Genomic DNA, 13,152 nt, shown 5'->3' on the forward strand with positions numbered 1-13,152 from the left:
AGCAACGGCGCGTTGGCCAGGCGAGCACCGCGCGGCGGTCGGACGCCCGCCGAGGCCCCCGCCGAGGATCCCTGCCGAGGATCCTGGTCGCCTGACCTGGTCGGCTGACCAGGTCAGGCGGAGCGCCGAAGGGCGGAGCGCCGTCGGGCCGACGCCGACGCCGGCGCATCGTGGACGCGCCCGCTGCGGGCCAGGCCTATCGCGGCGAGGAGGGCGCCTGCACCTTCCGCGACCGCGCTGAGCGACTTCTCAAAAAACCAGACAGGGTCGTACATCGCCGGGAACGGGCCGAACGCCGGGACATCGACGTAGCGGTACAGCACCACGGCCGCGAACGCGCTTAGAGCCACAACCAGGGCCAGAGCATACGAGGCCCGGCTGCCCCGGACCAGAACGTAAAGCCCTGCCAGCAGCGCCGCAGCCGATTCGAACAGGAACAGGTTGCCTTGGCCGATCCCGGCGGATGTGGCGGCCTGGTAGCCGGGGGCCAGATGGATATGCACACCCGCATCGATAAACAACGCCAGGGCTGTCAGCACCCGCAGGACCATGTTCATTTGACGGTCAGCGTCCCGTGCATATTGGGGTGATAGGTGCAGTGGTAGGAGTAGGTGCCCGGGGTTGACGGGGCCGTAAAGGTGGCTGTCCCGCCGCTGCCCCGGACATCCACGTCAAATGCCGAGCCCTGGTCCGCCGTGACGGTGTGCGCGGCGTTGTCCATGTTGGTGACCGCGACGACGGCGCCGGGCGGCACGGTTACCGGCGCACCATATTCGAAGTTCTTGATGGTGATGGTCGCCGCCGCGGTGGCCGTTCCCGTCGCCGGCGCGGTCACCGGAGCAGTGGTCGCCGCGGGACTTCCGCCGCCGGGGGCGCACCCGGCCAGGACGCACGCGGCCAAGAGGAGCGCCGCCATGACCAGCCCTGCAGCCCGGGCCTGAAGTGCCTTCATGGTTTACCGTCCTCGACGCCGGAAACCAGAGCCGGTGTAGGCCCTGCCTGTTCCTACAATTCTGCGCGCACCCGGCCAAAATGACTCCCGCCACTTGGGCGGAAATGTTCGCCGGAAAACAGTTCGGGTGACGGTTCAATCGCCAGACCTTTGGCGGCAGCCTTCGCGTATCCTCGAACTAACCGATTCAAGGAGAAAGTTTCATGTCTGACTGGCAGGAGACCCTTCCCCGCTGGGCCCGCGCATGGGCCGCCGTGCGCGGGCAAACCTCAGCCCCCTACGGTTCCGGAATCCGCACGGCACCGGCCGGGGCCGGCGCCCCTCCGGAGTACATCCTCGCCTGGCCCGGAACCGACGCCGACCGCGCCGTAGAAACCGTCCGACAGCATCCCGGGGCGGTCCTGACCCTGGTGAGCGGAGACTCCGAGACCGCACTGGACTACGCCGCCGCCCACGGCCTGGCCCTTGCGGGGCAGGCCGTGCTGCTTACCGCCCCCACGGATGAGCTGAACACCGTGCTGGAATTGCCGGAGAATGCAGAGCTTGCCCAGGCGCCCCTGGAGCTCTACGACGTCGTGGAAATCTCCGTCTTCGACCACCCCGTCGCCAGCGGCCGCGTCAGGATCGACGGCGGGCTCGCCGTCATCGGCGGCATGGAGACCCAAGCACCTGCTGCCGAGGAAAGCTTCGAGCCGGCGGTGCTGGCGGCACTGGCCGACGAGGCGTTCATCCATGGAGCGGACACCCTCTACACCGTCGTCGGCCCCCACCAGGCCGCCGAGTACGCCGGCGCTGGATGGGCGGTGGCAGCCCATATCGCCAGCCTCACCGCAGCCGGGTGAACGTGGATTCGGCGCGCACAGTTGCAGGTTCGGGGCAGTGGGACAGAATGGGTCCATGACGCGAATCGCAATCATTGGCGGCCACGGCAAAGTGGCTTTGGAACTCTCCCGTATCCTCTCCGGTGAAGGAACGGACGTAACGTCGTTCATCCGCAACCCCGGCCACCGCGAGGACGTTGAGGCGACGGGGGCCACTCCCGTGGTGCTCGACGTTGAACATTCGACGACGGCGGAGATCGCCGAGGCGCTCCGTGGCCACGACGCGGTGGTCTGGTCGGCCGGCGCCGGCGGCGGAAGCCCCGAGCGGACTTACGCGGTAGACCGGGACGCCGCCATCCGGTCGATGGACGCGGCAGTCAGCGCCGGCGTCGAGCGGTACATCATGGTCTCCTATCTCGGCGCCGGGCCGGATCACGGCGTCCCCGAGGACAACAGCTTCTACGCGTATGCCGAGGCCAAGGCGGCCGCCGACACCTACCTGCGCGGAACCGGCCTGAACTGGACCATCCTGGGCCCGGGAGCGCTCACTGACGGGCCCGGCAACGGCATGATCGAGGTCGACCCGGCAGATACCTCCGGCGGACGGGAAACAGCCCGTGCCAACGTGGCCCTCGTCGCCGCCGCCGTCCTGGGCCTGCCCTCAACGTCGGGGCGCACGATCGAATTCCGGGATGGCACACTGCCACTTGCTGCTGCCCTGGAACCCGGGAGCTGACGCGGCAGCTATCCCGCCGGTCGGGCGCCCATACTGACTTGGTCCGTTCTCGGCCGGTAGTTGGCCCGCCGGTGCAGGCGGACGGTTCATCCGTCGAGGGGCGACCCGTCTTGCTCGGCGGGCACATGGCGACAATTTGGCGGTAGTCCCAGCACGCACGCCCGCGCTGGCCATCAGCGATCAAGGCGCAACGGGTGCCGCAGGCCCGGTTCTGAAATCGCTATGGAACGACCACACTGCCTTCCTGTGGTGACCAGTTGATGGCCCCATTCTGAAACCTCTGGGTACAGCCGCCGTTGTCGAGTCCGCAGATTTCGTTGGTGACGGGGTAACCGAGTTTGCCGTTTTCGTAGCCGAGGTTACCCCAGGCGGCGCGGATTGGCCCGGAAGTGGCGTAGGCGCCGATGCCGGGGGCGTAGTGGATGGTGCCGCCCTGAAACGCTTGGTAGCAGCCGCCGCCGACGAGTCCGCAGATTTCGTTGGTGAGAGGGTAGCCGAGTTTGCCATTTTCGTAGCCGAGGGTTCCCCAGGTGGCCCGGATGCCGCCCCAGGTGGCGTAGGCCCCGATGCCGGGGGCGTAGTGGATGGTGCCACCCTGGAAGCCTTGGTAGCAGCCGCCGTTGGCGAGCCCGCAGATTTCGTTGGTGACGGGGTAGCCGAGTTTGCCCTTTTCGTAGCCGAGGGTTCCCCAGATGGCCCGGATCCCGCCCCACGTGGCGTAGGCGCCGATGCCGGGGGCGTAGTGGATGGTGCCACCCTGGAAGCCTTGGTAGCAGCCGCCGCCGGTTAGTCCGCAGATTTCGTTGGTGATGGGGTACCCGAGTTTGCCGGTTTCGTAGCCGAGGGTTCCCCAGGTGGCGCGGATGCCGCCCCAGGTGGCGTAGGTGCCGATGCCGGGGGCGTTGTGGATGGTGCCACCCTGAAACGCTTGGTAGCAGCCGCCGCCGGTTAGTCCGCAGATCTCATTGGTGAGAGGGTAGCCGAGTTTGCCTTTCTCGTAGCCGAAAGTACCCCATATGGCCCGGATCGACCCCCAGGTGGCGTAGGCGCCGATGCCGGGGGCGTAGTGGATGGTGCCGCCCTGGAAGCCTTGGTAGCAGCCGCCATTGGCGAGTCCACAGATCTCGGTGGTGACCGGGTAGCCAAGTTTGCCGTTTTCGTAGCCGAGGGTTCCCCAGGTGGACCTGATCGGCCCTGAAGTGGCGTACGCGCCGATGCCGGGCAGGTAGTGGATGTCGCCGCCCTGGAAGGCCTGGTAACAGCCGCCTTTGGCGAGTCCGCAGATCTCGTTGGTGAGGGGGTAGCCGAGTTTGCCGTTTTCGTAGCCGAAGGTTCCCCAGATGGCCCGGATGCCGCCCCAGGCGGCATAGGCGCCGATGCCGGGGGCGTAGTGGATGGTCCCGCCCTGGAAGCCTTGGTAGCAGCCTCCGCCCGCCAGTCCGCAGATCTCGTTGGTGACCGGATATCCTAATTTGCCGTTTTCGTAGCCGAAAGTTCCCCACGTCGTACGGATAGATCCCATGGTGGCGTAGGCGCCGACGCCGGGGGCGTAGTGGATGGTGCCGTTCTGAAAGGCTTGGTAGCAACCGCCATCCTTCAATCCGCAAAGGACGCCGGATGTAGCGAATCCCAGGCTTTCCGTAGCCGATGCGACCGGGGCAATTGCCGCCGCTGCCACTGCAACCATGGATTCAATCGTGATCCCAGCAGCCGAGGTCGAAATCCAGTCAATGGTCACGCGCGTCCCGGCATGCGTGGTGAACGTCTGGCCGGCCTGCCATGTTTGGTTGTAGCTGTAGTAGCCGCTGAATGTGGTGGTGCTGGGCTGCAGGGCGAGGGAACCGGCACCGTAAGCCTGGACCACCTTGACGCCTCGGTTGCCGTTGAGAGCCGTTGCGGCATCGTTGCCCACCGGGAGACGAAGTTCGACGTAATAGGTCTCGCCGCTGACGGGGTCCGTGAACCTGAGGGCGCGGTTCGCGTACGCGCTTCCCCACGCGGTCAACTGATAGGAGTTCTTGCCGGCTACCTTCCCCACGTTCCTGACCTCGGTGCCGGCTCCGAATCCGCCAAACTCGTAGGTGGGGGAGCTGACCACCGGCTGGCTGGTCTGTGAGACACCCATCAGGTCAAGGTTGTCCTTGTACTCCTCCACGCTGCACGTGCCGTTGGCGAATGACCCGTCGGCGTTGCTGGCGGTGTCTACGGCTCCATTTGTGCAGCGGAGTCTGTTGGCGTGCATCAGCCCCAGGACATGCCCGAACTCGTGGGTGAGGACACTCTTGGTCAGCGTGGCCGGAAGCGGCATGAGGACGCGTCCGCTCGTTCCGTTGTAGCTCCAGCCTGCGCCATAGGCCCCGTCCGACAGCGTCGGAGTGGAAACGAACACCACGAGCGCCGTGTAGGAGCTGGGGACCCAGCCGATTTCTGTCGCGATGGTGTTCATCATTGATGAGTAACTCTGGGTGGAGGTCGCCTTGCTTGACCTGTTTTCGACGGTGTCGACGCTCATCGACAGCCGGCCGTTGGACATGGCCTGCCAGTACTGGCTGCTGGTGTTTATGGCGGCCCGGGCGTCCGTCTCCGAGATGGCAGCCGTCCGATCGGCCAGCTGGACCATAACCAGCTTCACCTTGATGTCGCCGCTCCGGGCGATGGAATAGGCCTCGGTCGCCGCCGCGTGCTGTTCGGCGCCCTTGCCGGGTACCGCCGTCCCGGTGCTGTGGCTGGACGTGGGGTTGCTGCCACCAATCACCTCCGTGAACAAAGGTTCAGGATTCGTGACTGTCTGCGACTCGGCTGTCGCCGGTGCGGCCGTGCTCACGGCTGGGCTGGGCGTTTCAGAAGCCGTGGCTGTGCTCGCATTGGAGTCAGCGGCTGTCGGTTCAGGGGTGGGCCCGGGCGACAGCGTGGGTGAGGCCGTCGACGTCGGTGCAGGCGTCGGTTCGGCGAGGGCAGGCGTAAGCGTTGCAGCGGTGAGTGAAGCAAGCGTAACGAGAAGCGCCGTCAAAAGCGCTGTCGTCTTCCGTATTGAGTTCACGTTTTGTCTTTCATGAGACCGCCGTCCCGCTGAAGGCTCAGGGGGACGGCCGGGGAGACCGGGAAGTGAGGTCAGTCTACGGACGATATGGCATTTGACCAGACAAAATACAAAGAAACCTTATTTTTCGGTAGCCAATCGTTGCAGAATCCGGCGCCCTTCTCATCGCTCCAGCAACGACCTCGGGTACTTCCGCCCGGACTTCGGCGTCCGTCCATCCGCCCCCTCGTCGAGCACCACGTGCCGGTAAAGTGGTGGGGGCGGCCGGCTCATCCGACGCAACGGCCCGACCCGATGACTCCCGTGGAAAGTGGGACTATGGACCAGTTGGCACTTATCGTTGGACTGCTACTGGCCACGGTCGTGGCTGTCGGCATCGGGGACCGGCTGCGGCTGCCGTTCCCGGTCCTGATGCTTATCCTGGCCGCATCGCTGACGTTCATCCCGGGATTTCCCGAAATAGCGTTTACGCCGGAACTGATCCTGCCGATCTTCCTGCCGCCCTTGCTCTTCGCCACGGCCCAACGCAGTTCCTGGGCCGTGTTCCGGGTCCGGTGGCGGACACTGCTGATGCTCGCCGTGGCCCTCGTGGTGGTCTCGACGGCGGTCGTCGCCGGAGCGGCCTGGCTGCTGATCCCGGGGATCGGCATTCCCGCGGCGATCGCCCTGGGCGCCATGGTCGCCCCGCCGGACCCGGTGGCGGTGGAGTCCATCGCGGGCCGCGTCCACATGCCCCGGCGGCTCATCACGGTGCTGCAGAGCGAGGGGCTCTTCAACGACGCCGCCGCTATCGTCATCTTCCAGGCTGCCGTCGCAGCGACGGTTTCCGGCACCGAGTTCGCACCCGACGTCGTCCTGAAGTTTGTCCTCGGCGCGGCGATTGCAGTCGCCGTCGGGATCGGCATGGGCTGGTTGACCAGCCTCATCACCCGGCTGGTCCAGTCACTGGTCTCCCGCACCGCAGTGACCCTGGTGGTGCCGTTCGCGGCCTACATCCTCGCCGAGGAGGTGCACGCCTCGGGGGTCATCGCCGTCGTCGTCACCGCGCTGGAGATTCAGCGCCACGCCCGGCCGCAGGACGCCGCCGAGCGGGTCACCCGCACCGCCTTCTGGGACGTCGTAGAGCTGCTGGTCACCGGGCTCGCTTTCGGGCTGGTCGGGCTGGAAGTCCGGCAGGTCATCCGGGACGAGGGCGCCGGAATCGTCGGGATGATCGGGAACGCCGTGGTGGTCTGCGTGCTGGTGTTCGCCGTCCGGTTCGCCTGGATGGCCATGATGTCCGGGCTGGGCCGCACACCGAAGGATTCACTGCGGCCGAATTCCGCCAAGGAGGTCCTCATCCTCACCTGGTGCGGGATGCGCGGACTGGCCACCCTTGCGCTCGCCCTTGCGCTCCCGCTGACCATTGCCGACGGGAGCCCGTTCCCGGCCCGCAGCCAGCTCATTGTCATCGCGTGCGCGGTGCTGCTGGCCACCCTGGTGCTGCCGGGGCTGACTCTGCCCTGGCTGATGCGGGTCCTGAAGGCTACCGGCGACGGTTCGGAGGAGCGCGACGCCGCCCGCGTCCTCGCCCGGCGGGCCCAGGAGGCCGCCGTCGCGGCGCTGCGGGCGAACGAGCTGATGAACGAGTTGCCGCCCGAGAAGGTGGCGCTGGTCAAGGAAAAGATGACCCGACTGCACGCTGAACTGCTGGACGGCAGCATCCGCAACGAAAGTGTGGCGGAGAAGCGCAAACGCGGACGAGAGTTGGCCATCGCCGTCCAGACGATCGCGCTCGACGCCGCGCGCCAGGAAGTCCTCGCCGCCCGCAACGAACCCGGAATGGACCCCGAGGTCGCGGACAGGGTCCTCCGGCAGCTGGACCTGCGCACCATGATCATGCCGGAGTAGCCCGCGGGGGAGCCACAGTGGCCCGCGGTAGCCCGCGCGGGGGAGCCACAGGTGCGTGCGCCGTCCCTATTTCCTGAGCTCCAGCTCCAGGGCGTTCGTCTCGACGTAGTCCAGGGCGTGCCGGATGGCGCCCATCGTGACGATCGCGTCGCCCAGCGGCGAGACCGTCACGCGCGGCGGTGTTGCGGTGAAGCGGGGGAGCAGGGCCGTGATGCCCGGCAGCAGCACCCCGGCGGAATCGGCCACTGCGCCGCCGATCACCACCTGTTCCGGGTTGATGAAGCTCGCCACGGAGGCGATCACCCGCGCCATCCGGTCCGAGATCCGGTCGAGGATGGCCAGCGCCGCGGGATCCCCGGCGGCAGCATCCTCGAAGACCCGACGTGCGCTCGCCTCACTGCCGGCGGCAGGCCCGCCGCCGGCCGCGGACCACTGCCTGGCCAGGCGGGCGATGCCGTCGGTCGAGCCGACCCCCTGCACCAGCTCCAGGTACCCCATTTCGCCGGCCCCGCCGCGGCGGCCGTGCAGCAGCCGCCCGGACTCCATTACTCCCGCGCCCAGCCGCTCGCCGGCCAGCAGCACCACGAGGTCGTCGACGCCGGCGCCGGAACCGCGCCAGCGTTCGCCCAGGGCGGCCAGGTTCGCGTCGTTTTCCAGCAGCACGGTCCAGCCGTGCAGGTCCTTCAGCGCTGTGCGGAGCCCGACGTCGAACAGGCTCCAGAAATGCTGGGTGACCAGCACGTTGCCGTCGCGGTCCACGGGTGCGGCGATGCCCGCACCGACGGCGAGGACCATCTCCGGGCCGGCCCCGACGGCCGCCAGCGCCCGCCGGCAGGCCCGGTCGACGACGTTGATCCGCTCCGCCGCGGGGATGTCAGCGGCCCGGAAGCGCTCGGTGCAGCGTCCGACGACGGTGCCGCGGAGGTCCGCGACGGCCGCGGTGGTGGTGGCCGCGCCGAGGTCGAGGCCAAGGACGAAACCTGCCCTCGAGTTGAGTTCGAAGCGCCGGGCCGGGCGTCCCTTGCCCGGGCTGCCGGGATGGTCCTCGTCCCGGGCGTTCAGCTCGCGGATCCAGCCGCGCCGGATCAGGTCCTCGCAGACGGCAATGACCGATGCGCGCGACAACCCGGTCCGGGCCATCAGCTCCGTGCCGGTGGCCACCTCGGTGTTCCGGATGACGCCGAGCACTGACTGGGCGTTCACCCGGCGCAACAGACGGGGCGTGGCGGCGGCGTGCGGCAGCGCCATCTTGACCTCCCCGTCAGCCCGGACCCATAATTGTTCCGGCAATATATTTAGCTTGTATCTAAAATACCAGAACCAGTTTCGAACCCCCTAAGGATCACCCCTTGCCCAACACTGCCACGCTGGCAACCCTGTCCGGTTCCGATCTCGCCGCCGACCCGAACTGGTGGCGGCAGGCAGCCGTGTACCAGATCTACCCGCGCAGCTTCGCCGACTCCAACGGGGACGGCCTCGGCGACATCAAGGGCATCACGGCCAAGATCCCGTACCTCAAGGGCCTCGGGATCGACGCCGTCTGGCTCAGCCCCTTCTACCCCTCGGCCCTCGCGGACGGCGGGTACGACGTCGACGACTACCGCAACGTCGACCCCAAGCTCGGGACGCTCGAGGATTTCGACGAGATGTCCGCCGCCCTGCACGCGGCGGGCATCAAGCTGATCGCCGACATCGTGCCGAACCACTCCTCCAACCGCCACGTCTGGTTCCAGGAAGCCCTCGCCTCCCCGCGGGGATCCGACGCCCGTGAGCGCTACATCTTCCGGGATGGCAAGGGCGAAAACGGCGAGATCGCGCCATCGGACTGGGAGTCCGTCTTCGGCGGCCCGGCCTGGGAACGCATCACGGAGCCGGATGGCACCCCCGGCCAGTGGTACATGCACATCTTCGCGAAGGAACAGCCGGACCTGAACTGGTCCAACCGCGAAATCCGGGATGATTTCCTCACGACCCTCCGCTTCTGGTCCGACCGCGGCGTGGACGGCTTCCGGGTCGACGTGGCGCACGCCCTGACCAAGGACCTCACGGAGCCGCTGCTGTCCAGGGTCGAGCTCAGCCCGCCGGGGTCCGGGGCGGACGGCCACGACGACGGCTCGCACCCGTTCTGGGACCGCGACGAGGTCCACGAGATCTACGTCGAATGGCGCGAGGTCTTCAACGAATACAACCCGCCACGCACCGCCGTCGCCGAAGCCTGGGTCCACGCCAGCCGCCGCGGCCGCTACGCGAGCCCAGAGGGCCTCGGACAGGCCTTCAACTTCGACCTGCTGCAGGCCGACTTCGACGCCGAGGAATTCCGCGAGATCATCACCCGGAACCTGGCCGAGGCCACCGAATCCGGCGCCTCCTCCACCTGGGTGTTCTCCAACCACGACGTCGTCCGCCACGCCACGCGCTACGGGCTTCCCCAGGGTGGCGGCAGGCACGCCAAGGGCCAGGACGGCAAGGGCTGGCTGCTGGCCGGTGCCCCGGCCGAGGAACTCGACATCGACCTTGGACTGCGCCGTGCCCGCGCTGCCACCCAGCTGATGCTGGCACTGCCGGGCTCCGCGTACCTCTACCAGGGTGAGGAGCTCGGACTCCAGGAGGTCGCGGAGATTCCCGACGCCGACCGCCAGGACCCGACCTTCTTCCGCAACAAGGGCGTCGAGATCGGCCGCGACGGCTGCCGGGTCCCGCTGCCCTGGACTCCTGAGGGCTCCTCGTTCGGGTTCGGCGACGGCGGGGCGCACCTGCCGCAGCCGGCCTGGTTCAGCCGTTACGCCGTCGCAGCCCAGGACGGGGTCGCGGATTCCACCCTTGAGTTCTACCGCGCGGCATTGAAGCTGCGCCGTGAACTGCAGACTTCCGAGGAACTGCAATGGCACAACGCCGGCCGGGGAGTGTTGCACTTCAGCCGTCCCGGTGGCTGGCAGACCGTGACCAACTTCGGCAACGAGCCCGTGGAACTCCCCGCTGGAGAGGTGCTGCTCAGCAGCGGACCGCTTGACGGAAAGCGCCTGCCGGGCAGCACCACCGTCTGGCTGCGGTGACCCTGCCGGGCGGTGCGCCGCCAGCGCCACGGCCTGCGGCGGGTCCAGCCCAACACCCGGACCTGGGGTCCGCGCCGGGCCCCGCCCTGGGGCGGCCGCCGGGCCAGGAACTGATTTACGGCTGCATGGGCCTGGGCGGCAGCTGGTCCTCGGAACCGCACTCGTCCGCGCACGTGGACGAGGCGGCCGCCGCCGTCGACGCCGCCCTGGCAACGGGCATCACCCTGTTCGACCATGCCGACATCTACCGCGGCGGCAAGTCCGAAGCGGTCTTTGGCGACGTGCTGGCGCAGACGCCCGGGCTGCGCGAACGCATCCGGCTGCAGACCAAGTGCGGCATCCGGCTCAACGAACAGGGCCTGGAGACGTACTACGACCTGAGCCGGGAGGCCATCCTGGCCCGGGTCAACGAGAGCCTGGCCCGGCTCCGCACGGATTATGTGGACGTCCTGCTGCTCCACCGTCCCGATCCGCTGATGGACCCCGCGGAGGTGGCTGCCGCCGTCGGGCAGCTGATGGACGAGGGCAAGGTCCGGGCGCTTGGCGTGTCCAACATGTCCGGTGCGCAGATCGAGGTGCTGCAGGACCGGCTCGAGACGCCCGTGGTGGCCAACCAGCTGGAGATGAGCCTGTTCAAACGCGCCTGGCTGGAGAGCACGGTGCTCGTCAACCATGCCGACGGGACCGACTACAGCTTCCCGCACGGCACCGTGGAGCACTGTGCCCGGCACGGAATCACCCTGCAGGCTTACGGATCCCTGGCGCGTGGCCTCTACACGGGGGCGCCGGCCCCGGCGCCGTCGGCCGCGGAGGAGGCGACCGCCGTGCTGGTGGCGCAGCTGGCCGCCGAAAAAAAGACGACCGGGGAATCGGTCCTGCTGGGCTGGTTGATGAGGCATCCGGCCGGAATCGCCCCCGTGATCGGCACCGCCAACCCGGACCGCATCCGCGCCTGCGCAGACGCGGCCGAGGTCGCCGCGTCGCTCACCCGAGCGGAGTGGTACCGGCTCTGGGTCACGGCGCGGGGCAGTAACATCCCGTAGCCCGCCGACGCCTTACCCACCTATCTGACTGGCAACCGGGGCCGTTCTGGGGCTTCAGAACGGCCCCTCCCGCTAGTCAGCAGGGGTGGGCACGTGATTTTGGTCGTATTGGTCGCCCCAGAGGGCCGGATCGCTTAGCGGGAAACACCCCCGGGCGGCTAGCGTAGATACATGACTTCCACCACCACCGCCGGGACCGTCCGGCCCCAGCGCAACATCCCCGCCGAAATCGCCCGCTCCTGGCTGCTGGTCAACGCAATGAAACCCGAACTCTTCGACCAGTCGGCAGTGTCCCGCGCGGATGCCATCATCCTGGACATCGAGGACGCGGTGGACCCCTCGCAGAAGGATGCGGCCCGCGGCAACGTTGTGGACTGGCTGACCGCCGGCGGCACCGCCTGGGTCCGGATCAATGACGCCACGAGCCCCTTCTGGGCCGACGACCTGGCCGGGCTCCGCGGAACCCCGGGCCTGCTGGGCGTAATGCTGGCCAAGACCGAGTCCGCGGACCAGGTTACCGAGAGCTTCCACCGGATGGACGGCAAGACGCCGGTCATACCGCTCGTCGAGTCCGCCGTAGGTATCGAGGAAGCCAACAACATCGCCAAGGCGCAGGGCGCGTTCCGTCTGGCCTTCGGCTCAGGCGACTTCCGCCGCGACACGGGCATGGCCGCCACGGCCGAGGCGATGGCCTACCCGCGCGCCAAGCTTGTCGTGGCCAGCCGCGTCGGGAACCTTCCGGGCCCCATCGACGGCCCCACCGTGGGCACCAACCACCCGATCCTCCGCGAGCAGACCGGCATCACCGTGATGATGGGCATGACCGGCAAGCTCTGCCTCGCGATCGACCAGACCCACGTCATCAATGAGGTCATCAGCCCGACGCCGTCCGACGTCGCCTGGGCCACGGATTTCATGGCCGACTTCGAGGCAAGCGGCCGCGTGATCCGCGACGGCTCCGACCTGCCGCGACTGGGCCGTGCCGAGAAGATCATGAAGCTCGCGGTGGCCTTTGGCGTGCAGCCGGCCCTGTAGGGCAGGTCTAACTCCCGCATTCAGCCGGTGTCAGGCGTGGTGGGCAAGGAAATGTTCCCAGATGGATTCGTTGAGGGGCTCGTAGAAGACCGGGTCCTCGGGGTCTGCGGCACGGAATGAGTACCCGGCCGTGAGCAGGTGCCAGTCCGGGAAGGGGTCCGCGGGCAGCTCCTGGTCCCGTTCCGGGAACAGATCCGGTGGCAATTCCCTTTCCTGTTCTGGATCCGGGGGAAGGTCGCGTTCCAGGTCAATGTCTCGGTCCGGGGGCAGGGCTGCGCCCATGCCGAGGTCTCTGCCACTGTCTTTGTCTCTGTCCGGTTCCGGGTACATTTCCCCGGCTGCACCGATGTCCGCGTCAGGGTTCGGGTCCGCGCCTATGTCCAGGAGACCTGGTGGCCAGTGGGGTGGTTCCCAGTCCTGTTGTTCGCTGGCGTAGTACCTTCCGGACGGGGAGGTCCAGCCGGGCGGGGCGTCTTTGGTGGCCCCGGCCGGTGTCCAGGCGGAGCTGTGTTTCAGGCCGTGGTGTTTGCGGCAGGGCCCGCCGAGGTTGGTGATCCCGGTGGTGCCGCCGTCGGCCCAGGC

Annotated in this window: 10 protein-coding genes and 1 pseudogene; 6 read left to right on the forward strand and 5 right to left on the reverse strand. The window is 67.9% G+C overall.

Annotated elements, in window-relative coordinates; genetic code table 11:
* Nucleotides 1-113 precede the first annotated feature (113 nt).
* Complete coding sequence (locus AC50YM_RS13450; protein WP_494957454.1) at nucleotides 114-557, reverse strand: hypothetical protein; 444 nt, start codon at nucleotides 555-557, stop codon at nucleotides 114-116.
* Complete coding sequence (locus AC50YM_RS13455) at nucleotides 554-952, reverse strand: cupredoxin domain-containing protein (RefSeq protein WP_494957455.1); 399 nt, start codon at nucleotides 950-952, stop codon at nucleotides 554-556. The genes AC50YM_RS13450 and AC50YM_RS13455 overlap by 4 nt, the downstream gene beginning before the upstream one ends.
* A gap of 203 nt (nucleotides 953-1,155) precedes the next feature.
* On the opposite strand from AC50YM_RS13455, the gene AC50YM_RS13460 reads away from it, so the two are divergent.
* Together AC50YM_RS13460 and AC50YM_RS13465 are read left to right on the forward strand one after the other, a co-directional pair.
* Entirely contained in the window at nucleotides 1,156-1,794 is a 639-nt protein-coding gene (locus AC50YM_RS13460; protein WP_494957456.1) for a hypothetical protein, read from the forward strand.
* Between the two features lie 55 nt (nucleotides 1,795-1,849).
* Nucleotides 1,850-2,509 carry an NAD(P)H-binding protein gene (locus tag AC50YM_RS13465; protein WP_494957457.1) on the forward strand — a complete coding sequence of 220 codons (660 nt, stop codon included), beginning with the start codon at nucleotides 1,850-1,852 and terminating at the stop codon, nucleotides 2,507-2,509.
* Between the two features lie 220 nt (nucleotides 2,510-2,729).
* Here AC50YM_RS13465 and AC50YM_RS13470 read toward each other — a convergent pair whose 3' ends face one another.
* Complete coding sequence (locus AC50YM_RS13470; RefSeq protein ID WP_494957458.1) at nucleotides 2,730-5,276, reverse strand: M43 family zinc metalloprotease; 2,547 nt, start codon at nucleotides 5,274-5,276, stop codon at nucleotides 2,730-2,732.
* A gap of 591 nt (nucleotides 5,277-5,867) precedes the next feature.
* Here AC50YM_RS13470 and AC50YM_RS13475 point away from each other — a divergent pair.
* Nucleotides 5,868-7,439 carry a Na+/H+ antiporter gene (locus AC50YM_RS13475; protein WP_494957459.1) on the forward strand — a complete coding sequence of 524 codons (1,572 nt, stop codon included), beginning with the start codon at nucleotides 5,868-5,870 and terminating at the stop codon, nucleotides 7,437-7,439.
* 66 nt (nucleotides 7,440-7,505) lie between these two features.
* On the opposite strand, the gene AC50YM_RS13480 is transcribed toward AC50YM_RS13475, so the two are convergent.
* A complete protein-coding gene (locus AC50YM_RS13480; protein WP_494957460.1) occupies nucleotides 7,506-8,687 on the reverse strand; it encodes an ROK family transcriptional regulator in 1,182 nt (393 codons plus the stop codon).
* Between the two features lie 101 nt (nucleotides 8,688-8,788).
* Between AC50YM_RS13480 and AC50YM_RS13485 the strand changes: the two genes are divergently transcribed.
* The 3 genes from AC50YM_RS13485 to AC50YM_RS13495 all read left to right on the forward strand — a co-directional run bounded on the left by AC50YM_RS13485 (nucleotide 8,789) and on the right by AC50YM_RS13495 (nucleotide 12,570).
* Nucleotides 8,789-10,492 carry a glycoside hydrolase family 13 protein gene (locus AC50YM_RS13485; protein ID WP_494957461.1) on the forward strand — a complete coding sequence of 568 codons (1,704 nt, stop codon included), beginning with the start codon at nucleotides 8,789-8,791 and terminating at the stop codon, nucleotides 10,490-10,492.
* An 86-nt stretch (nucleotides 10,493-10,578) separates the two neighbouring features.
* Entirely contained in the window at nucleotides 10,579-11,535 is a 957-nt protein-coding gene (locus AC50YM_RS13490) for an aldo/keto reductase (protein ID WP_494957465.1), read from the forward strand.
* 171 nt (nucleotides 11,536-11,706) lie between these two features.
* Complete coding sequence (locus tag AC50YM_RS13495) at nucleotides 11,707-12,570, forward strand: HpcH/HpaI aldolase/citrate lyase family protein (protein ID WP_494957462.1); 864 nt, start codon at nucleotides 11,707-11,709, stop codon at nucleotides 12,568-12,570.
* Nucleotides 12,571-12,600: 30 nt separating this feature from the next.
* Here AC50YM_RS13495 and AC50YM_RS13500 read toward each other — a convergent pair.
* Nucleotides 12,601-13,152: pseudogene (locus AC50YM_RS13500) on the reverse strand (hypothetical protein); the annotation flags it as partial.

This window comes from Pseudarthrobacter sp. RHLT1-30-1 (assembly GCF_059383415.1).